General features: G+C 40.9%; 18 protein-coding genes. 7 read left to right on the top strand and 11 right to left on the bottom strand.

What is annotated here, in order from left to right; all coding sequences use genetic code 11:
* Window positions 1-11 precede the first annotated feature (11 nt).
* The 3 genes from FKG96_RS00525 to miaB form a co-directional block, all read right to left on the bottom strand.
* The gene (locus FKG96_RS00525) at window positions 12-515 is read right to left on the bottom strand and encodes an LptE family protein (protein WP_013664054.1); all 504 of its coding nucleotides are present in this window, start codon (window positions 513-515) and stop codon (window positions 12-14) included.
* 28 nt (window positions 516-543) lie between these two features.
* On the bottom strand, window positions 544-1,782 hold the full coding sequence (locus tag FKG96_RS00520; protein WP_013664053.1) for a sigma-54-dependent Fis family transcriptional regulator: 1,239 nt from the start codon (window positions 1,780-1,782) through the stop codon (window positions 544-546).
* A 70-nt stretch (window positions 1,783-1,852) separates the two neighbouring features.
* The gene (miaB, locus tag FKG96_RS00515; protein ID WP_130855122.1) at window positions 1,853-3,283 is read right to left on the bottom strand and encodes a tRNA (N6-isopentenyl adenosine(37)-C2)-methylthiotransferase MiaB; all 1,431 of its coding nucleotides are present in this window, start codon (window positions 3,281-3,283) and stop codon (window positions 1,853-1,855) included.
* 309 nt (window positions 3,284-3,592) lie between these two features.
* On the opposite strand from miaB, the gene FKG96_RS00510 reads away from it, so the two are divergent.
* Together FKG96_RS00510 and FKG96_RS00505 are read left to right on the top strand one after the other, a co-directional pair.
* On the top strand, window positions 3,593-5,251 hold the full coding sequence (locus FKG96_RS00510; protein WP_130855123.1) for a hypothetical protein: 1,659 nt from the start codon (window positions 3,593-3,595) through the stop codon (window positions 5,249-5,251).
* Window positions 5,252-5,323: 72 nt separating this feature from the next.
* Window positions 5,324-7,117, top strand: a complete 1,794-nt coding sequence (locus FKG96_RS00505) for a hypothetical protein (RefSeq protein WP_130855124.1) — start codon at window positions 5,324-5,326, stop codon at window positions 7,115-7,117.
* A gap of 44 nt (window positions 7,118-7,161) precedes the next feature.
* On the opposite strand, the gene FKG96_RS00500 is transcribed toward FKG96_RS00505, so the two are convergent.
* Window positions 7,162-8,226 carry a branched-chain amino acid aminotransferase gene (locus FKG96_RS00500; protein WP_041387921.1) on the bottom strand — a complete coding sequence of 355 codons (1,065 nt, stop codon included), beginning with the start codon at window positions 8,224-8,226 and terminating at the stop codon, window positions 7,162-7,164.
* A 321-nt stretch (window positions 8,227-8,547) separates the two neighbouring features.
* On the opposite strand from FKG96_RS00500, the gene FKG96_RS00495 reads away from it, so the two are divergent.
* The gene (locus FKG96_RS00495; protein WP_013664047.1) at window positions 8,548-9,675 is read left to right on the top strand and encodes a TlpA disulfide reductase family protein; all 1,128 of its coding nucleotides are present in this window, start codon (window positions 8,548-8,550) and stop codon (window positions 9,673-9,675) included.
* A 113-nt stretch (window positions 9,676-9,788) separates the two neighbouring features.
* Here FKG96_RS00495 and FKG96_RS00490 read toward each other — a convergent pair whose 3' ends face one another.
* On the bottom strand, window positions 9,789-11,081 hold the full coding sequence (locus FKG96_RS00490) for an HAD-IB family phosphatase (RefSeq protein WP_013664046.1): 1,293 nt from the start codon (window positions 11,079-11,081) through the stop codon (window positions 9,789-9,791).
* A 53-nt stretch (window positions 11,082-11,134) separates the two neighbouring features.
* Window positions 11,135-12,100, bottom strand: coding sequence for an NAD-dependent epimerase/dehydratase family protein (locus FKG96_RS00485; protein ID WP_130855126.1), 966 nt, complete (start codon window positions 12,098-12,100; stop codon window positions 11,135-11,137).
* Window positions 12,101-12,203: 103 nt separating this feature from the next.
* Here FKG96_RS00485 and FKG96_RS00480 point away from each other — a divergent pair, with 103 nt between their 5' ends.
* Window positions 12,204-13,385 (top strand): formimidoylglutamase, encoded by a 1,182-nt coding sequence (locus FKG96_RS00480; protein ID WP_130855127.1) that lies wholly within the window; start codon window positions 12,204-12,206, stop codon window positions 13,383-13,385.
* 6 nt (window positions 13,386-13,391) lie between these two features.
* Here FKG96_RS00480 and FKG96_RS00475 read toward each other — a convergent pair whose 3' ends face one another.
* From FKG96_RS00475 to FKG96_RS00455, 5 genes are all read right to left on the bottom strand, one after another.
* Window positions 13,392-14,318, bottom strand: coding sequence for an alpha/beta hydrolase (locus FKG96_RS00475; protein ID WP_242627136.1), 927 nt, complete (start codon window positions 14,316-14,318; stop codon window positions 13,392-13,394).
* 133 nt (window positions 14,319-14,451) lie between these two features.
* Complete coding sequence (locus FKG96_RS00470) at window positions 14,452-14,853, bottom strand: hypothetical protein (protein ID WP_013664042.1); 402 nt, start codon at window positions 14,851-14,853, stop codon at window positions 14,452-14,454.
* A 163-nt stretch (window positions 14,854-15,016) separates the two neighbouring features.
* A complete protein-coding gene (locus tag FKG96_RS00465) occupies window positions 15,017-15,811 on the bottom strand; it encodes a YgcG family protein (protein ID WP_149104983.1) in 795 nt (264 codons plus the stop codon).
* Between the two features lie 7 nt (window positions 15,812-15,818).
* A complete protein-coding gene (locus tag FKG96_RS00460) occupies window positions 15,819-16,256 on the bottom strand; it encodes a TPM domain-containing protein (RefSeq protein WP_013664040.1) in 438 nt (145 codons plus the stop codon).
* A 67-nt stretch (window positions 16,257-16,323) separates the two neighbouring features.
* Window positions 16,324-16,905: a LemA family protein gene (locus FKG96_RS00455; RefSeq protein ID WP_013664039.1), complete on the bottom strand. Its 582-nt coding sequence runs from the start codon at window positions 16,903-16,905 to the stop codon at window positions 16,324-16,326.
* Window positions 16,906-17,786: 881 nt separating this feature from the next.
* On the opposite strand from FKG96_RS00455, the gene FKG96_RS00450 reads away from it, so the two are divergent.
* The 3 genes from FKG96_RS00450 to FKG96_RS00440 all read left to right on the top strand — a co-directional run bounded on the left by FKG96_RS00450 (window position 17,787) and on the right by FKG96_RS00440 (window position 20,938).
* Window positions 17,787-19,334 carry an NAD(P)/FAD-dependent oxidoreductase gene (locus tag FKG96_RS00450; RefSeq protein ID WP_130858151.1) on the top strand — a complete coding sequence of 516 codons (1,548 nt, stop codon included), beginning with the start codon at window positions 17,787-17,789 and terminating at the stop codon, window positions 19,332-19,334.
* Window positions 19,335-19,518: 184 nt separating this feature from the next.
* The gene (locus FKG96_RS00445) at window positions 19,519-19,875 is read left to right on the top strand and encodes a CoA-binding protein (protein ID WP_013664037.1); all 357 of its coding nucleotides are present in this window, start codon (window positions 19,519-19,521) and stop codon (window positions 19,873-19,875) included.
* A 28-nt stretch (window positions 19,876-19,903) separates the two neighbouring features.
* Entirely contained in the window at window positions 19,904-20,938 is a 1,035-nt protein-coding gene (locus FKG96_RS00440; RefSeq protein ID WP_130858142.1) for a LacI family DNA-binding transcriptional regulator, read from the top strand.
* The last annotated feature ends 75 nt before the right edge of the window (window positions 20,939-21,013 follow it).

Raw genomic sequence — 21,013 nt, 5'->3', positions numbered from 1 at the left:
CGATTTTACGCTTACCAATTGGCAAAAGCGCGGTTAAAAATATCTTCGGTTAACTGTCTATTGATTGCTTCAATAAGCGTTTGCTCCTGCGCCTGCACTGTACCGGTGAAATCCTGATAGCGTGTAAAGCTCTGTTCAAAGCTGTTGTCCGGCTTGATGTTATCAACGTATTTTACACTCACCGTAATCGATAAACGATTGGCCTGCGCGCGATCTTGACCCCCAACCGCTGCCGAAGTAATGGCATAGCCGGTAATGCGTCCCTCAAAAATGGCATCGCCCTCGGAGGTCACTTGGCTTAATCGCGATTGGTTGCGAATACGCTCTTTTAATGCCTCGGTGAATTGCTGACTTAAATAAGGCACCACAATGGGAGCAGAATTTTCGAAAAATTGCACATTAAAGGTTTTCATTCCTTCGGGAATGGATGCCCCGTTAAGTTTATATACTCCACATGACTGGAGAAGCACTAAAAACGGGACCAATAAAAATGATAATCTAACAGCTCTAAGCATCTTTTTACTTTCTGGCAATCGGGAACTCTTAACTTAAATTCAAATCTTTGATTTTACGATACAGCGTACGCTCTGAAATTCCAAGTTCTTGAGCCGCTAATTTTCGCTTACCTTTATATTTTTTTAAAGCCCTTTTAATTAAATCGGATTCCTTTTCTACTAACGATAACGATTCTTCTATTTCTTCTGCATGGGGAGCGATTTCAAAATTCTCTTTATTTGCAGGGGGTTGATGGATCGTTAATGGTGAGAAGGTTTCATTGCTTGATGATGTATTTGGCTGCACTTCCCGATATAATTGGTTTAAGTACGGAGAATTGTCGGAAATAGTATTGGAATTGATGCCATTTTTTAATAGCTCAACAACTAATTTTTTTAATTCCACCATATCTTTCTTCATGTCAAACAAAACCTTATACAGCAAGTCTCTCTCTGAAAAATCTTCGTTGGCTTTGTTCTCTAACCGCATAGGTAAGGTGCTTGTCCGCTCGTTGGGTAAATAGCTTTGTAATATCTGTGCAGTAATCACTCGCTCCTTTTCAAGTACGGCGATCTGCTCCGCAATATTTTTTAATTGCCTTACATTACCCGGCCAATTGTAATTGCTTAACAATTGTTGGGCATCATCGGTAAGCTGAATACTCGGACTTCTATATTTGTCCGTAAAATCCGCAACAAACTTGCGAAAAAGTAAATGAATATCTTCCCTTCTGTCTCGTAACGGCGGGATCCGTAACGGAACAGTATTTAAGCGATAGTATAAGTCCTCTCTGAATTTGTTGGCCTTTACCGCATCATAAACATCTACATTGGTTGCGGCAATCACTCGCACATTGGTTTTCTGTACCTTCGACGAGCCTACCCGCAAGTACTCACCGGATTCAAGCACGCGTAATAAACGCGCTTGCGTACTTAAAGGGAGCTCGGCCACTTCATCTAAAAAGATGGTTCCACCGTTGACTACCTCAAAATAACCTTTCCTTGCTTCGTGAGCACCTGTGAAGGAACCCTTTTCATGTCCAAATAGTTCGGAATCAATCGTTCCTTCGGGGATAGCACCGCAGTTTACAGCAATAAAAGCACCGTGTTTTCGGCTACTTAATTGATGGATAATATGCGAAAATACTTCTTTACCACTGCCACTTTCCCCGGTGATTAAAATAGAGATGTCGGTTGGAGCCACCTGTCTAGCAACATCAATGGCTCTATTTAATAAAGGCGAATTGCCGATAATACCAAATCTATTCTTAATATCTTGTATATCCATTTGTTCTACTAATATTTTACGCCACACAGAATTGAATTGCCAATCCTACTGGATACATATAGATGCGTTATCAAACAATCTTACCGATTAAGGTTGCTGATGTGCATGTCTCTGCCATTACATTGACATAGTCGCCAACTTTATATCGGGCATCAACGGGAAAAACAACCATGGCATTTTGATCATTACGACCGCAATAGTCCTTGTCAGATCTTTTTGAAAAACCTTCTATCAAAACTTTGTGTATCTTTCCGACCTGTTGCTGTAACCTGAAAAGACTGTGTGCCCGTTGTTTCTCTACTACTTCTGTTAATCTTCTCTTCTTTATCTCTTCCGGAATGTCATCAGCGTAACGCTTGGCAGCCAGTGTTCCGGGACGTTCCGAATAGGCAAACATATAAGCATAATCGTATTGCACATAGTCCATCATGGAAAGTGTATCCTGATGTTCTTCTTCCGTTTCGCTGCAAAAACCGGTAATCACATCTGTCGATATCGCACAGTCAGGGATAATTCGTTTTATGGTGTCAATACGTTCTATGTACCATGCGCGATCATAAGTGCGGTTCATTAGTTCCAGTATCCGGCTATTGCCTGATTGAACGGGTAGATGTATATAGTTACAAATGTTCTCATGCCTAGCGATGCTATATAGCACTTCATCGGTAATATCTTTGGGATGCGAGGTGGAAAATCGTACGCGGAGTAAGGGGTCAACAGCTGCCACCATTTCCAGTAATTTTGCAAAAGTAATCGCCGTATGATTTGCAGCAGCATCGTCTTCTTGAGGCGACCATTTATAGGAGTCCACATTCTGTCCTAACAAAGTAACTTCCCGATAACCGGCTTTAAATAAGTCTCGCGCTTCCTTAACAATAGAATAGGGGTCACGGCTGCGTTCTCTCCCACGGGTAAAAGGTACTACACAGAAGGAACACATATTGTCGCAACCGCGCATGATCGATATAAACGCAGTAACGCCATTGGTATTTAATCGTACCGGATTGATATCAGCATAGGTTTCTTCGCGCGAGAGTAACACATTAACAGCCCGGCTACCATCATCTACTTTTTCGATTAAATTGGGTAAATCCCGATAGGCGTCCGGTCCAACAACTACATCAACTAGCTTTTCCTCCTCTAAGAATTTTGATTTTAAACGCTCGGCCATACATCCCAGTACACCTACAATCATTCCCGGCTTTTTTAGTTTAGCGGATTCAAATTCTTTTAGGCGGTTGCGCACGCGTTGTTCTGCGTTTTCGCGAATGGAACATGTATTGATAAAAACTACATCCGCTTCTTTATAATCGGGAGTAGTGCTGAAACCTTTATCCAGTAGTATAGAAGCAACGATTTCACTATCAGCAAAGTTCATTTGACAACCATAACTTTCAATATAAAGTTTGCGTCCATTTTGCTCTTTATTATCAGATAACATTACTGCTTCGCCTTGCCGCGATTCGTCGTGTTCTTTTAAACTCATTTCTGTCTCTATCATGGCCATGATTTAAGGCTACAAAACTACGAAATAATTTTGGTTTTAATGACACTTTGTCAGCTATTGTTGGAAAGGTGGTTATTCATAGCATTAACAGCGCCGCGGTATAGACGAATACTAAAATACGATCATCAGGCTACTTCTTGCTTGAATGAAGTGACATTACCAACCTTTGCGAACAATCTGTATAAATCGGTGTTAATCGAAAAGAAGATATTTAACTTAGATGTGTTTTTATTTTACTAGTAATATTAAACCTATTCGTCAAGGTAGCATTTATTTGCAATTAGGACGTGTTAATCATACTATATGCCAGAACCAATAAAAGGAAAAAGAAGGGGTACGAAAGGGTGGTTATGGGTAGGATTCGCCCTCCTTGTTTTTTTAATAAGCGCTTTAATTGCAGAGCAAATTATTGAAGATAAGCTGCCTAAACGTTTACAATCAGCCATAAGCAAAGAAAGTGAAGGGCTATATCAAATCCATTTCGGATATACTAAGGTAAACTTATGGAGAGGCCAGTTTATAGCTAAGAATATTCACTTAATACCGGATACGGCCAGGAATGGGAGATTGAAAAAAGGAGGACAGACAACTTTGTTTGAGCTAAAAGCAAAGTACATAAATGTTGCCGGATTTAAGCTATTGAAGCTCCTTTGGCATAAAGAGATCAATGCCTCCGATGTAATTGTAAGTCAGCCAATCATTATACAATACAAGATCTCATCTAAAACGGAAAAAAATGGAAAAAATATAAGACAGCAATTGCGGGCTATAAAAAATAAAATCGTTATAAAGAAAATTACCCTGTCAGGAATTCAATACCGCACCATCGATATGCAGTCGAAGAAGGAAACTTGGCTAAAAAATATTAATTTTCATGCAAGTAATATTAAACTAGGCCAGTGGGCTAAACAGCAGGATTCGACAAGGCTTGGACTTGTGGAGAGCTTTCGTTTTTATGGCAAGAAAGTAATCTACTTATCGAACGATGAGCTATATAAATTGCAACTAGCCCGTTTAGATATTTCTACTGAAAAAAATACGCTTGGTATTGATTCGTTTTCAGTTGTTCCTAAATACACGGAGAAGCAATGGTCAAAGACGCTAAAATATAAAAGAGATCGTTATGACATGTTTTTTCCGAAGATTGAGGCTAGTGGGCTAGATCTGAAACGGTGGCTGGACGAAGGATGTTTAAAAATGGATAGCCTTGTTGTTAATCAGGCAATTATCCGTGTGTATGCCGACAAAGGGATGCGGGAAAAAAAGACGACGGCGTCAAATAATTTTCCATCCCTTGCTTTTCAACGTTTAAAAGTACCGATTACAATTAACAATATCTATATCAAAAACACGGATGTTTATTACAAGGAACTAAACCCGAAATCCGGTAGAGCAGGATTGGTGTTCTTTAACAACTTAAATGCTCATTTGCAACATGTTAGCAACGATAGTCTGCAGCTTAAACAAAATCCCTGGATTAAAGGATCTTTCTCAACATTCTTTTTAGGAAAACCAAAACTCACATTGAATATAGATTTTAATATGCTTGATACACTTGGCGCATTTCACTATAAAGGGGTTTTGGACGGAGCACCGGCAAGCTTTTATAACCAATTGCTCGAGCCTATTACTTTAGCGAGAGCTGAAAAGGGTTATGTGAATTCCGTTCGATTCAATATAACGGCAAATCGTTATGGCGCTAATGTCGAAACGGAAATGTTATATAATGATTTGAAAGTCGCCGTACTGGATGCAAGTAGTGGCAAACTGGAGAAAAAAGGCTTTCTCTCCTTGTTTATAAACTGGTTAGCGATAGAAGCGAACAATCCTTCAAAGGATGGGAAGCCGCCTCGTATTGCGCGGCACTATTATAAACACCCGCAGGAAAAGACTTTTTTTAATTTAATGTGGAAAGCGCTCTATTCCGGATTAAAAGTTAATTTAGGCTTGCCGGAGATATGATAAGTGAGCGCAAACTTTTTGCCTATATTTAGGTTATGGATTGCATATTATACATTCGAAAGAAATAAATCTATGAAACCCGTTTGGAAGTGGGTGATCGGCATTTTGTTAACGCTGATACTCGTTGTTATCGCTGGTCTATGGTATCTGGGAAATCACTGGCGACCTATTTTAAATGAAAAGATACACGAGATCGTTTTGAGCTCGAGCGACAGCTTATACCAGGTCTCTTATGATGATCTTGACTTCAACATGGTAACAGGAAATGCTTATCTGTATAATTTTAAGCTCACGCCCGATACTAATGTATACAATGAATTGAAAGCGCAGCGAAAAGCCCCGGATAATATATACGATATTTCCGTAGCCCGGTTAGCTATTCGTGATTTTCACCCCAAACGAATTTACACAGAAAGGAAGCTCAATATTGATGAAATTATGATTGAAAACCCGGATATTAAGGTGGTCAATCAAACGCAGGCGTACAATGATAAGGTTCAGCCGAAGGATCAGCGTACCCTATATCAAAAGATTTCAAAAATACTAAATGAGTTAACCGTTGAACATATCGCGTTCGAAAACGTAAATATTGCCTATACCAATCGAAACGAAAAGAAGGAGAAGACGACGCGTTTGAAAAATGTAAATATCGACATCACCGATCTGCGCGTAGATTCCACCTCTCAGGAAGATAGCTTGCGCTTTTATAATGCTCGCTCGGTAGATTTTAAAATGAATGACTACCGCATTGCCACCGGTGATAGTTTATATTATATCGACTTAAAGGGAATTCAATTTACTTCCACTAATCGAACGATGGTATTAAGCGGTTTGCAAATGATGCCCCGTTATAGTAAAGTGGATTTCCATAAAAAAACGAAAATAGCGAAAGAGCGTTTTGAATTGCGATTTGATACCATCAGTATCAAGCACATTGACCTATTTAAATTTTTAAAACAACAGAGATTATATGCAGGCGAAGTTGTACTTGGAAAATCAAAAGTTGAAATCTACCAAAATACAGCCTATCCGAAGAAGAAAGCAAAAGAAAAAATCGGAAAATTCCCGCACCAGGAGTTAAGAAAACTGGCTTTTCCGATTAAAATAGACACACTCACGCTAAAAGAAGCGCTGGTTACTTATCAAGAATATAATCTGAAAAGCGGGCAAATTGGAACAGTAAGTTTTCACAATACACATGGCACTTTTTATAATATAACGAACGATTCGCTGGCGCTGATCCATAATCCCTATATGACCGCTGATATTCACTCGAAATTCATGAACAACGGTAAACTCCATATTAATTTCGGGTTTAATATGCTTGATAAGCTCGGGGCTTTTACTTATAAAGGTTCATTAACAGCAATGAATGCCAAAGCATTAAATCCGTTAACAAAACCGCTGGCAATGGTAGAGGTATCGTCGGGATATTTTGATCGACTCCATTTTAATGTAAAAGCGAATGAGTACAAAGCAGTGGGACGAGTCGACTTCTTTTATAGAAACTTGGCGGTACAGATAATAACCAAAGAGAGCGATGGGTCAAAATCTAAAAATGGAATGGTGTCAATCCTAACAAATAAATTTCTGATCAATGATAGTAATCCCGACGCGAACGAGAAATTCCACCCCGGGCCTATTAATTATAGGCGACCTTTAACCGCTTCCTTCTTTAATTTCCTATGGAAGAGCCTCTTTGAAGGGGTCAAGGCTAGCGTCGGAATTGATAAGAAGCGGGAGGCTAAATTAACAGCTACGGCAGAAGAGGCTGATAAGGCAGTTGGAAAGCTCAAAAAGTTCTTTAAAGGAATATTCCATAAAAAGGAAAAAAAAGAACAACAAGACAGTCTTAAACGTCAATGATTAGTCATCGGCTATCAGCTGATTCCGATAGCCGATGGTTAGCTTTATCCTACAATGAAGTTCCAACCGAAAGGATCTTCAACTTTACCGTAACGTAACTGGTTAAGATAGTCCAATACCTTGTTCGAAAACTCACGGGTGGCGGGGTCGCTGAGCTTATAAATCTTACCTTCATATCCTATCTCCGAGATTGGTGTCAAAGTAGCAGCAGTACCGGCAGCAAAAGCTTCACTTACCTTGCCTGTCTCTATGCCTTCGATTAATTCTTGGACACTTACATCCCGTGTTTCGGTTTTGATTCCCCAGCTCTTAGCTAGATCCATAATGCTGTGACGGGTAACGCCTTGTAAAACAGTTTCAGACCCTGGGGTTATAAGCGTATCTCCCAACATAAATACTAAATTGGCAGTGCCTGCTTCCTCAATGTATTTATGCTCCTTGGCATCTGTCCAAATTAGTTGATCGAAGCCCTCGTCCTGTGCTAACCGAGTAGGATAGAGCGAAAGGGCGTAGTTGCCGGCATTTTTGGAGAAGCCAACACCTCCCGCTGCAGCTCGGGTAAAATAGGTTTCTACTTTTACACGTAATGGCTTATTGTAGTAGGCGCCAACCGGCCCCGTAATAATCACAAATTTATAGGACTTTGAGGGATGAACACCTAAAGCCGGTTCTGTACCGAACATAAACGGGCGAATATAAAGGGACGCACCGGTAGTTGGTGGCACAAAACTGCGATCAATATCAATCAATTTCTTTAGCCCGTCCATAAAGATCTCTCGAGGGACTTCAGGCATTTCCAACCGGACGGCAGACTTATTAAAGCGGTCAAAATTTCTGTCCGGACGAAAAATGCTAACACGACCGTCTTCAAATTTATACGCCTTAATGCCTTCAAAAATAGCCTGCCCGTAGTGAAGGGCTGAAGTGGCAGGGCTCAGACTAAGGTTAGCATAAGGGACAATCTTGACCTCTTTCCATTCACCATCATCGTAATCCGCCACTAACATATGGTCAGATAAAATTTGTCCAAACTTTAGGTTGTTAAAATCAACCTTTGCTAATTGTGAGTCTTTCGTTAACTCAACTTTAATTTCATAAGAATGTGCCACGGTAAAAATATATAAGTTGTATGCCGTGCAATTTAGGAAAAAAAAGGAAAAGAAGGCAAATACTTGTAGCATGTTGTGGGGCGATCGCGTTAAAAAAGACCGTTTATTCTTTCAGAAGGGTTTTGCAAAGGCATCTCTGTAACATGTTAGCTAAAATTTAGCGATTAAAACATTCCCTCTTCCGTTCCCTAATTTTAATGTTACTTTTGTAAAGAAGGGGGTGCCTTTTGTTTTAGGTTACAAGCAATGGAAATACTTTGTTAAACACAGTTTACTTACTGTTTATTTTGGTGGTAAGTTATACGGTATAAAAAGAAATGTATGAAACAACTAATAATTGGTGTATTAACAGCCCTGCCTTTTTGGGCCAATGCACAGCAAGATTATGTGATTAAAGGAAATATAGGAAATGTAAATGCTCCGGCGAAGGCTTATATTTCTTATCGCCTAAACGGAGCTAATCAGCTTGACTCCACAAGTGTCATAAATGGCGCATTTTCGTTTAAAGGTGCAGTAGAAGAGCCGCTTAACGCTGTTTTAGTATTAGCCCATAAGGGGGAACCTGTAATGCAACTGGAAGCACCCGATATGATTCCTGTCTTTTTGGAAAAAGGAACGATTACGGTGCAATCGGCTGATTCATTAAGTAAAGCTACATTAGGCGGAACTCCATTAAATGTAGATCAATCCACCTTAAACAAGGCAATGGATGTGCTTAAGGCTGATCAGGCAAACATCATGAATGTATATTATGGAGCATCGGATGAAGAAAGAAACTCCGAAGAGTTTCAGAAGAAGTTTCAAGCACTTTATGAAGGTTTACAACAGAAGCAAATACAAATTGTAAGTGATTTCATTAAGAGCAAACCAAATTCATTAGTTAGTATGTATACCTTGCGATCTACGCTGGATCCCGGGAGAGATTATGAACAGGCACAACAACTATATAGTAGCCTGTCAAAAGACATACAAACAAGCAAGATAGGCGCAGAATACGGACAATCATTGAATGCAGCAAAAGGTACCAGTATCGGTGCGCAAGCCCCTGAATTTACCATGAATGATACAACAGGCAAACCAGTGGCCCTTTCCTCTTTCAAAGGTAAATATGTTTTGATTGATTTTTGGGCGAGCTGGTGCGGCCCGTGCAGGCAGGAAAATCCAAATGTAGTAGCGGCCTTTAATAAATATAAAGATAGAAATTTTACTATTTTGGGCGTTTCTCTGGACAGACCAAATGGAAAGGATGCTTGGTTAAAAGCTATTTCCGATGACGGATTGGCATGGACACAGGTTTCCGACCTGCAGTTTTGGAATAATGCAGCGGCTCAACTCTATGGCGTACGAGGCATACCTGCCAATTTTTTGATTGACCCACAGGGAAAAATTGTCGGAAAAAATCTACGAGGAGAAGAACTGCATGCCAAATTAGCTGAAATACTTCAATAGGAAAGAGTTTCGCTTTGAGAAAGCCATAGGAATGTTATGTTAAAGGAACGCTTTTGTTTTTCTTTTTTCCGCAAAAAAGAAAAACAAAAGCGTTCCTTTTCAAAGACAAGGCGCTAATATAAAATCCGAAGCTTAATAGTTGTAGTAATCTGCCTAAGCTCTTTTAAAAGCGTATCATCATAGCCTTTACTAATATCCGTTATTACATAACCGATATTTCCTTTTGTCATTAAGAATTGTGCAACGATATTAATATGGTGCTGAGCAAACACATTGTTTATTTGCGCCATAATTCCCGGGACGTTTTTGTGAATATGGATAAGACGATGTGCTTGATGAATGCGTGGCAATTGCATGTTTGGAAAATTACGGCTCATGGCTGTATCTCCCTTATTAATGAAGTCGGCCATTCTTTTAGGAATAAACTCGCCACTTCTTTTTTTATCCTTCTTGTCGTCAAAAAGAACGATTCCCATTTCATTACATAGCTCCCGATTAATGTGACCTTTACTGTTTCCGAGATAGCCAATGGTTTTCAGTTTCTCTGCCTGCGAAAGTTGCTCATCGGTGATATCTATACCGTTCGCCAAAAGAAGCATTCCGACATCTTTTACATATTTCTCTTCTAATGTTTCTTTATGGCGGATAGAAAAACCATCTCTCCTAAGCAGATGGATAGCAATTTCCGGAACGTCGCCAACAATAAGACAAAGAATGCGATTTTTTGGATATGAAATAGCTCTGGGTAAATGATTGACGTATAAAAATTCGTCCAAGCTAGGTGTGATATGGTCTGCTTTTTCTGATACCGATTTGCGTTCAATGTTTTCTGTGAAGGCATAGAACTTTTCAATCAGACCCGATTCTTTTAATTGGAAGTCCGAATAACCATCACCAATACCATAAATAGTGCCGTCAAGATTCATTGTCTTGAGCAATTTTACCTTACCTCCCTCATCTGATAAGGGATTGCTCTCATCGTAACCGACGATATTTCCATCCTCATCAAAAATGAATGTATTGGCATAAATATTTTCTGTTTTTATACCGTACGGAGTTACTACGGGGGTTATAAATTCTTTAAATCCGCCGGAAACAATCAATACATCTTCACTATGCTCACGGAGAAACACACGATTTCGAGAGAAAGATGAAGACACTTTCTTTTTGAGGGTACTGATCAATTTCTCCAGATGCGATTTGTTAGCCTGGAGAAGCTTCACTCGGCCCGCAAGGCTCTCTCGGAAAGAAATGTTGCCCTCCATTGCCGCGTTGGTTAAGCGTTCAATTTCCGTGTAGATCAATTCTCTGGCCGGATGATGTTCAAGGGAAATCCGGGCCAATTCATCAAGTGCTTCAACTTGTGTAAATGTACTGTCGAAATCAATGATGTAATAATGTTTCATGTCCGTAATGGGATTAATCTTTAAAGATAGGCGAGAGAAGAACTTCCGCCTATCTAAATATGTTCACAAATTTCTTTTAACGTTTCGCTAATAGGCTTAAATGAAAAGCCTATCTTCTCTTTAAATTTTGCATTGGAATAGGCTTGCTTTTCACGGGCCGCATGCGCAGTGTCGTGCGTTAATCCCGGTTGTCGGCCGGTAAACCATGATAAAACCTTCGCCGCCCTCCATGCTAATCCCAACATGCCCCTGGTTGCTAATTTATTGGGTGCAGGTTTACCAAGGTAATTCGCGCAAATGCGGAAGAGCTCTTGGTACGTCATATTTTCATTGTTAATAATAAAACGCTCTGCTTGGATATCCTTACTGTTCATTAAAATGATCGCGGCTCTGGCAACGTCTTCCACATCCACCAGACCTACACTGCCTTCCGGGTAATACCGCAGGCCATCTTTCAAAAGCTTAAAAATTGCACCGGTGTTTTCCTGGCCGCTTTGACAACCAATAATCAGCGAAGGGTTCATGATGACGGCATCCAAACCCTCTACCGTGCCTCGCCAAACTTCCATTTCTGCTTCATATTTTGAAATGGCATAACCATTCTGTGAACCGTCAAATTCCCAAATGTCATTTTCGTCGGAGAGCAGCTGTGGTGGCTTCGGCTTACCAATAGCAGCTACCGAGCTAACGTGTAATAGACGGGCACCGTATTGTATACACAGGTTGACAATGTGGGCCGTGCTGCTGCTATTGACTGCAACGATTTTCTTTTTGTCTTTTGGATCGAAAGAAATCATTGCTGCACAATGATAGACCTCCTTAACTCCGTCAAAGGCGTCTTCCAGTTCAAAATAATTGCTAATATCGGCTTCCAGCCACTGCAGGTTTGGATGTGTAAGAAGATCATTAGGAATGACTGAAGTTTGACGTTTGATCGCCCGAATCGTATTTCCTTCGGCGAGTAATCGTCTAAGAAGCGTTGAACCTAAAAATCCTGTTCCACCAGTAACTAATATCACCGTCTTATTTCCTATAGATTGATCATTAATACTTTCAAAAGTAAGTTAATAAATGGATATTTGCACAATCTTAAAGTAAATTGCATTAGCTAATCCTTTTTTCATGTCATTGATCGATTTTTTTTCTCCTATTGATGTTCAGCAATTAACCCCTCCGCATGGCTTCTTGACCAGTCAGCTTGGAGCGCATATAAAGGCTTTTGAAACGAAATTCCCGGATCAAGAAGAGGAGGCTTTTGATTTAGCCATCATTGGTGTAGCGGAAGATCGCCGAGCAATCGCTAATCAAGGGTGTGCACTTGCTCCTGATCATGTGCGTGAAAAATTGTATAGCTTGCACCGCGGTGATTACCTCTTGCGAATTGCTGATTTTGGAAACATACAAGCAGGTGAGCGGATAAGCGATACGTATGCTGCCCTGAAAATAGTGGTAGAAGAGTTAATAAAAAAGAACATTATTCCGATTATTATCGGAGGAGGGCAGGATCTGACCTACGCACAATTCCAAGGTTATGAAAAACTCGAGCAAAAAGTGGACCTGGTGGTGATTGATTCACATTTCGACTTAGACGAATCTATTGAAAATGAAAGTGAAACAACGTCACAAACCTACCTAACCAAAATATTACTACACCAGCCGAACTATCTTTTTAATTATAGTAACATAGGGTATCAAACCTACTTCGTAAGTCAAGATAGTCTGAAAGTGATGGATAAGCTCTATTTTGATTCCTATCGTCTTGGCTTGTTTACCGGAAAAACGGATCAGGCAGAACCTGTTATCAGAAATGCCGACTTATTAAGCTTCGATATCAGTGCTGTTCGTTCTTCTGATGCTGCAGCCAATGCAAATGCAACACCAAACGGTTTCTATGGTGAAGAAGCCTGTCAGCTATGTCGCTACGCTGGGATGAGTGATAAGTTAAGTTCTATCGGCTTTTACGAGTTTAATCCTGCATACGATCAAAATGGACAAACTGCCATGTTATTAGCCCAAATGATCTGGTATTTTATTGACGGCTTCTATAACAGAAAGAAAGATTTTCCACTACAACCAAAATCATCTTATGTTACTTATCGTGCTTCATTAAACGATGATAGCTATGAATTGGTTTTCATAAAAAGTAAAAAAACAGATCGTTGGTGGATGCAGGTGCCTTACCCTAATACAAAGTCAGTAAACGAGCGTTTTCATTTAGTGCCTTGCCGATATGAAGATTATCTATTAGCCATAGAAGGCGAAATGCCCGACCTTTGGTGGCGGACATTTCAGAAACTATCTTGATTACCACTAAAAGCCTATTTCATGTAACCATACCAAGGCATGGTCAAACCATTTGTCAGTGGTTGTTTTATTGTGTAAACCAAAGCCATGTCCTCCATGAGGATAAGTGATTAGCTTGGAAGGGACCTGCTGTTTTTGTAATGCTTCGTAAAAGCGTTTGCTATTGGCAATCGGAACAGCGGTATCATCTTCTGCATGGACCAAAAGGGTAGGTGGCGTATCTGAAGTAACTTGTGTTTCATTGGAAAAATAGTTTACCATCTCCTTGTTCGGCATTTTTCCTAGCAAATTATTACGCGAGCCGCCGTGTGTAATGCCGGAGTCCATACTAATAACGGGGTAGATCAGTAACATAAAATCGGGGCGAAGACTGGTTTTCTTTGGATTATCAATTTTAACATCTTGATAATGTACACCTGCCGAAGAGGCCAAATGCCCCCCCGCAGAAAAACCGATAATACCGATTTTTTGTGGATTGATACCATACGTTTCAGCCTGCTCCCTAACAAGTTTGAATGCTTGTTGGACATCCTGTAGGGGGCCAATGCTCTTATCCTGCATCAAAGCTTCGTTGGGCAACCTATATTTTAGAACAAAAGCAGCAATACCGTTCTCTGCAAATTTTTTGCCTATTTGATCCCCTTCATGTCCCATGGCCAAAATGCCATAACCGCCGCCTGGACAAATAATAATGGCAGACCCCTTACTTTTGCGCTTATTTGGTGCATAATACTTTATCGCCGGGATACTGACTGACGATATTCGCTCGATGCCATCCTTTCCTATCTCACTTACTTCTGTTACCGCCGTTTTATCCGGTCGTTCATTGGGAATCTTGCCGTTTGGGTAAATGGGTTGGAAATCACCCGTCTGTGCGCTTACTAAATGACATGTCATGCACGAAAGGATCAACATTTTGATTTTTAAGTTCATAAAAGTTTATAAAGCTAGTTTAAGAATCATGTATTCTGTTTGTTGAAGTGTAGAAATGATACGATCATTTTAGATGCTAAATATAGCTAAATATCACGATTGATACCGAACAACCTAGTTTGACCCAAAATAATTACTCCATACCGAGTGCCCTAACTAAAATATTTCTTCTTGCAATGTGATCAAAAGAAAGTGTTTGAAATTCTTCTTCGATGAAATCATAAAGCGCAATAACTTTAGCCCATAGGTTCTTTCTCGTTTCTTCATCATCATTAAGGCCTGCAAGCTCATCTAAGAAGGCCGCTAGCATATTCAATTCTTCTGCCTTATAAGCTTGTTCTCGGATTTGATCCATAAACACATCAGTGGATATGGCAACCAATGCTTTTTGGGAAGTACCATAATAGTGTTCTAAAGTATAAATTACCTCTTCCAGTGCTTTTGGTTCATGGTCTTCTATGATCAGCCTTTTCACCTTTGCCAGTGTATGGCTTAGTTGCTGCATTTGTGCGGTTAAAGAATCTCGTTTTAACATTTTTAAGCTATCAGTTTTCTGTTACTAGCAGTATTTCTTTGAGTTGGGCGTTATCAGTTATGGTTATGCTCGTTGTTTGTTGTTCCGATAACGCTTCTAAAGACAATGCGACTACTACTACTACTACTACTACTACTACTCAACCACTTAACTACTCAACTACCTACCAACTTCCACTGGAGCCTCCGCCACCAAAGCTTCCTCCTCCAAAGCCGCCGAAGCCTCCACCTCCACCACCAAAGCCTCCGCCACCGCCGCCACCGAATCCTCCACCCCGGTTTCCTCCGCGTCCCATGCCGCTTAACATGGTAAGCCAGAATAGATCAGATGCACCACGGCCACCGATGACTTGCCCACCGCCCCCTTTGCCCCCACCTCTGCTGGCAAGTAAACTAATGATAACAGCAATTATAATCACAGTTAGGATGAGTCCACCGCTTCCACCTCCTCCTCTGTTCTTACGTGGTTCAGCTTTAAACTCTCCTTTCGTGTAAGAGATGAGCGCATCTGTAGCCCGATTAATTCCTGTAAAATAGTCGCCCTGCCTAAATGCAGGTGTAATAATATTTCGAATAATTTGAAAAGCGATGGCATCGGGTACGGCACCCTCTACACCATAACCGGTTTGGATAGTTACTTTTCTGTCTTCCTTGGCAACAAGCAACAAAATCCCATTATCTTTACCTTTTGTTCCAATACCCCATTGCTGGGCTAGTCGTACTCCATAGTCGGCTATGTCGTAATCACCTACCGAACGCATAATCACAACGGCTATTTGCGTTGAAGAGGTGTCAGCAAAAGCAACTAGCTTACTTTCAAGCTGCTGCCGCTGAGCATCCGTTAGCGTACCGGTAAAGTCGGTCACCAATGTTCTGGACGGGGGAGGGAAATCCTGAGCTTTTACTAAAGTTGATAAAAAGAATATAAAAGAAAAGAACAAGGTCTGGTAAGCTCTCATGTTTGCTTTATTTTGGACGATTCATAAACACAATATCATTAGGCAGTTCGTTTACATCGTCATGTTCACGTGGAAATAGAACTTTAAGTTTGCTTCCGGCAGATTCAATGCCCGCTATTATACCTTCTACTAAATTGCCAGTCTTGAAATAGGCCAGCATTTTATCCTTTGTAGTGTCCCAAAAGTCAGGTTCAACTTTATTGTTGATACCGGCATCGCCTATAATGGCAAATTTATGATCGTCAACAGAAAGGTAAATGAGTACACCATTGCGCAGGTTGGTTTTGTGCATACCAAGTTGGTTAAAACACGCTGCTGCACGAGAAAGTACTTCCTGATCGCATCTTTTCTCCACACAAATGCGGATTTCTCCGGAGGTATTTGCCTCCGCTAAACCAATCGCATGTGCAATGTGTTCTTGTTCTTCACTATTGAAAATATTCATCTCTTTCCGAAGGTTAAAGTGTGAAAGGCTTGCCCTCAGGCGAGCCTTCCGTGTGGTACATTATCGTTTAAAATTTCACTTCAGGCGCTTTGTCCGCACCGGCTTGAGAGGTGAAATAGCCCTTTGCTTTGAAGCCAAAGATACCAGCCATCAAATTATTCGGGAAAGAGCGGATTGTCGAGTTGTATTGTTGTGTCGCTTCATTAAAGCCACGACGCGCAACGGCAATCCTGTTTTCTGTTCCTTCTAGTTGAGCCTGTAAACCCTGAAAACTTTCAGTGGCTTTTAGCTCAGGATAGTTTTCCGCTACAGCCATTAAACGACTTAATGATCCTGTAAGAGCGCCCTGGGCGTCTTCGAATTTTTTTATGGCTTCCGGTGTTAGGTTCGATGGATCGATATTAATGGATGTCGCTTTCGCACGCGCTTCCACTACACTTGTTAATGTTTGCTGTTCGAAATTGGCAGCACCTTTTACGGTATTCACCAAATTCGGAATCAGGTCGGCGCGACGTTGATAGGCATTCTCCACCTCAGCCCATTTGGATTGAACATTCTCATCCAATTTAACCATACTATTGTAGCCACATGAGCTCAGCGATAAGGTGGCAATCAAGCCAACTAAACCAAAAATAAATCTTTTAATCATTGTCTTTTCTTTTAATGTTGATCATTTTTACCTGCTTAACAAACTTATGTAAAATGCTTGTTATTCACGAATACAAATACAAATTAGCCGTCTACAAGTAACCTCCGTTGATATTATCTCCGGAACTTATTCTGCTATAGCAAATGTTCTGCCATTTATTATAAACAACTGGTTTTGTCAGTCCGGCTTTCTCAGGTTAATACGTATTATTTTCATGATGGAATGATTTTAAAAGAACGTTTATTTTAACTTCTTTCTTTCTTTTCATTAAGTTTTCGTTTTTTTAAGGCATTCAAGCTTTACTTAACGGGAAGGTTTCTTGACCTTTTTTATTTAACTTTTGGTTTGATCCAAAAGTTACAAAAGATCAAGGCGTGTGTAGGCTACCTTGCACCTGATGGCAAAGCATCAACGGCGCATATTGGAGCCGTTTCACTTCCTCAATCCGCTTGGATACTGCACAATGAACAGAGGTGCAAATGCTTTGCTGCCCGTTGCGTCGGTATCCTCCAAGGCCGCTTCTCCCGCGCACAAGGCTATAGTACTGGGCTAAAGCTAATAAGTCGGGTTAAAAGTAGAAGCCTTCCGTTCTGCTAAAATATCACCTAGGAAGTTTGCGGCTTGCAAGTTGATGCACTACCGTTGTAGCAAACTTCCAAGCGATGAGATTCTGTTTCTTTTTTGCGGAAACCACGAAGTAGCATGAGTGCTTTTTAAAACAAACAATAACGAATAAAAAGAAAAACAAAAACGTTCTTTTAATTTAAACAACAACCTCTTTACATTAAAAGTCAAATCTCGGAGGATTTATCTTGAGATAAATGACTGACAACAAAATTTTTTACCTTTGTATATCCTGGATAACAACCGGGCAATATAGTATGCAAAAAGAAATCGAATTAGCGGTGAATCCCGAAAATATTTCGGACGATCACTTCATCCTCCGACAGGCGGCCGCACAACTTAAGGTAACACCGAAACGTATCCAATCGCTTCAAATCAGAAAAAGATCAATTGATGCCCGCGGACGAAAAGTAGTTTACCGATTACGCCTTGTTGTCTATATCGATGAAGCAGTAACCTTAACCGTTCCGAAAATTAATTATCACGACGTTTCAAAAAGCCAACCCGTTATTATTATAGGTGCTGGACCGGCAGGGTTATTTGCAGCCCTGCAATGTTTGGAGCTAGGTTTCAAACCAGTTGTCTTGGAACGGGGCAAAGCCGTGAAAGACAGGCGTCGTGATTTAGCGGCGATTAACAAAGCAGGTTTAGTTAACGTGGAATCGAACTACTGTTTTGGTGAAGGGGGGGCGGGTACTTATTCCGATGGAAAGTTGTATACACGTTCTAATAAAAGGGGTGATGTGCAAAAGGTTCTGCAAATCCTCGTCGATCACGGTGCTACGCCGGACATCCTTGTGGACGCTCGACCGCATATCGGAACGAACAAACTACCACATATTATAGAAGCTATTCGCGAAAAGATCATTTTATTTGGAGGAGAAATACGTTTCGACTCCAAGGTAGTCGATATGGTCGTTAAGAATAAGAAATTACAAGGCGTTGTTTTACACAATGGGGAAGAGGTAGTTGGTAATCATGTCATTTTAGCTACAGGGCATTCGGCGAGAGATATTTTCTATCTTTTTGAACGGAAGAAATGGTTGGTTGAGGCAAAACCATTTGCTCTGGGCGTGCGCATTGAACATCCCCAGGAAATTGTCGATCAAGCCCAATATCATTGTTCGATACGGAGTGAGCACCTGCCACCGGCCTACTACAGCCTGGTTGAGCAAATTGACAATCGAGGCGTGTTTTCCTTCTGCATGTGTCCTGGCGGCATCATTGCACCTTGTGCTACCGGTGAGCGCGAGATTGTAGTGAACGGATGGTCGCCATCTAAACGAAATAATCCCTACGCGAATTCAGGAACAGTTGTTCAGGTGAACTTGGAAGACGTTGCAGGGGCGCACACAAATCCTTTTGCTTTACTCGCATTTCAGCAACAAGTCGAGCGAAAAGCATATGACCTGGGTGGTGGACAACTGGTGGCGCCCGCACAACGAATGATAGACTTTGTAGAAGGAAAATTGTCAGCCGATTTACCTATAAATTCTTATAAGCCTGGATTGAAATCCGTTCAATTAGAAGAGTTGCTTCCGAACTTTATATATAAGGCACTAAAAGGCGCCTTGCCACTTTTTGGAAAAAAAATGCAAGGCTATTATACAAATGAGGCCGTGTTGGTTGGTGTCGAATCCAGAACTTCTTCTCCGATACGCATTCCTAGAGATAAAGATACTTTACAACACCCCGAGATCGAAGGTTTATACCCCTGTGGCGAAGGAGCAGGTTATGCGGGCGGAATTGTTTCGGCGGCTATCGATGGCATGAATTGTGTTAGTAGAATAGGAGATAGGGAATAAGGTGTGAAGTAAAAGGTGTGGGGTGTAGCGTTAAAGGAGTGAGGCCCATGGCGTGCGGCCTAATGCTTGCTTATAGCAAGGTGGTAAAGCCTAAAGCAATACCAATAACGAACAACCAATAACGAACAACCAATAACCAATAACTAATAACCAACGACGAATAACAAATAAATAGACAAAGAATATGAAAACCCTTATATTAGGAGCTACTACTAACCCGGCGCGATATGCTTATTTAGCCGCGAATCGCTTGGTGGCAGCTGGCCATGAAATTGTTAATGTGGGAATCAAAAAGGGCGCAGTAGCAGGAGTAGATATTGTCCCGCCCGGAGAGCCTTTACACGATATTCATACCGTCACCCTTTATATTGGGCCGAAACTGCAAGGACAATATTATGATTATCTTATGAAAACTAAGCCTAAACGTATTATATTTAACCCAGGTACAGAAAACGATGAGCTTGCTGCATTGGCGAAAACCAATGGAATTGAACCTGTTTATGCCTGCACGCTCGTTTTATTAAGTACTGGCCAATATTAACTAAATGTAGACTCCATGTTTGGGTTTTATGAGAGAACATAAACCGGATAAGTCCGAAATTAGCATTGTTGATATAGCAGAGGCCTTGAACGTTTCGGCTGCAACCGTTTCGAGAGCATTAAATGATAATCCTCGAATAAGTGAAGCAACACGGAAACGGGTGAAGGATAAGGCAGAGGAATTAGGCTACCGGCACAATAGCATGGCCTCGTCGTTAAGAAATAAGCGCTCTAATATCATTGGAATGATTGTGCCCAGAATCTCCATGTACTTCCATGCGATTTTTATTACCGCTTTACAGAATAGGTTGCAGGAAGAGGGATATAGCTTAATGGTTTGCCAGTCGAATGATTCCGAATCGATCGAACAGAAGCTGGCCGCAACCTTATACTCTTCACGAGTAGACGCCTTGGTCGTTTCGTTAGCGTTGTACACAGAGGATTATAAGCACTTCGATGGTTTCACTAAACAGGGCATCCCCTTAATTTTTTACGATCGGGTTCCAACAAAAACCTATGCAGCGCATATTATCAAAGGCGACGATTATCGTGGTGGTTTGTTGGCCGGCAATCATCTGATAGAAACCGGCTGTTCAAAAATTGCTTATATCTCGGGACCGTTGTCATGTAGTATCTATAAGGAACGAACGGAAGGTTTTCAACATGCTTTAGACAAAGCGAAAATAAAACTTGAAAGGAAATGGTGTTTCTATCAAGAACTTACGGCGGAAAATGCGTGGAATAGCCTAAGGCAGATATTTGTCGGTAAGGAGCGACCTGACGGCATTTTTGCATCAAACGACACAACCGCTTTAGCGGCTGTCGAGTTTGCTCGGGAACAAGGGATAAAAATTCCTGATGAACTGAAGATTGTCGGTTATTCAAACGATCCGAGAGCGTCTATTATTTCGCCACCGATAACAACAATCGACCAGCATCCTGTTGAAATGGCAAATCGGGTTGCCCAAAAATTGCTGAACTTGTTAAAGGATAAATCCCTAAGGGCTATAAATGATACGCGAGAAATCGTTCCCGTAACATTGGTGAGGCGAATGACAACGTGAAATTTATGCAAACGATTGTGTAATGTAATCGATTGCAATTACTACTTATTTCTACTATTTTGGCCGTCATAATCC

It is taken from the genome of Olivibacter sp. LS-1, assembly GCF_008245145.1.
Classification (GTDB): Bacteria; Bacteroidota; Bacteroidia; order Sphingobacteriales; family Sphingobacteriaceae; genus Olivibacter; species Olivibacter oleidegradans.
This window is presented reverse-complemented; position numbering and strand designations above follow the sequence as displayed.

Excerpts from the sequence above, each read along its gene's own strand:
- FKG96_RS00470 (WP_013664042.1), bottom strand. The coding sequence starts at position 14,853 with ATGTTAAAACGAGATTCTTTAACCGCACAAATGCAGCAACTAAGCCAT.
- FKG96_RS00440 (WP_130858142.1), top strand. The coding sequence starts at position 19,904 with ATGAGAGAACATAAACCGGATAAGTCCGAAATTAGCATTGTTGATATA.
- FKG96_RS00450 (WP_130858151.1), top strand. The coding sequence starts at position 17,787 with ATGCAAAAAGAAATCGAATTAGCGGTGAATCCCGAAAATATTTCGGAC.
- FKG96_RS00525 (WP_013664054.1), bottom strand. The coding sequence starts at position 515 with ATGCTTAGAGCTGTTAGATTATCATTTTTATTGGTCCCGTTTTTAGTG.
- FKG96_RS00510 (WP_130855123.1), top strand. The coding sequence starts at position 3,593 with ATGCCAGAACCAATAAAAGGAAAAAGAAGGGGTACGAAAGGGTGGTTA.
- FKG96_RS00445 (WP_013664037.1), top strand. The coding sequence starts at position 19,519 with ATGAAAACCCTTATATTAGGAGCTACTACTAACCCGGCGCGATATGCT.
- FKG96_RS00490 (WP_013664046.1), bottom strand. The coding sequence starts at position 11,081 with ATGAAACATTATTACATCATTGATTTCGACAGTACATTTACACAAGTT.
- FKG96_RS00460 (WP_013664040.1), bottom strand. The coding sequence starts at position 16,256 with ATGAATATTTTCAATAGTGAAGAACAAGAACACATTGCACATGCGATT.
- FKG96_RS00480 (WP_130855127.1), top strand. The coding sequence starts at position 12,204 with ATGTCATTGATCGATTTTTTTTCTCCTATTGATGTTCAGCAATTAACC.
- FKG96_RS00520 (WP_013664053.1), bottom strand. The coding sequence starts at position 1,782 with ATGGATATACAAGATATTAAGAATAGATTTGGTATTATCGGCAATTCG.
- FKG96_RS00465 (WP_149104983.1), bottom strand. The coding sequence starts at position 15,811 with ATGAGAGCTTACCAGACCTTGTTCTTTTCTTTTATATTCTTTTTATCA.
- FKG96_RS00455 (WP_013664039.1), bottom strand. The coding sequence starts at position 16,905 with ATGATTAAAAGATTTATTTTTGGTTTAGTTGGCTTGATTGCCACCTTA.
- miaB (WP_130855122.1), bottom strand. The coding sequence starts at position 3,283 with ATGATAGAGACAGAAATGAGTTTAAAAGAACACGACGAATCGCGGCAA.
- FKG96_RS00475 (WP_242627136.1), bottom strand. The coding sequence starts at position 14,318 with ATGAACTTAAAAATCAAAATGTTGATCCTTTCGTGCATGACATGTCAT.
- FKG96_RS00505 (WP_130855124.1), top strand. The coding sequence starts at position 5,324 with ATGAAACCCGTTTGGAAGTGGGTGATCGGCATTTTGTTAACGCTGATA.
- FKG96_RS00495 (WP_013664047.1), top strand. The coding sequence starts at position 8,548 with ATGAAACAACTAATAATTGGTGTATTAACAGCCCTGCCTTTTTGGGCC.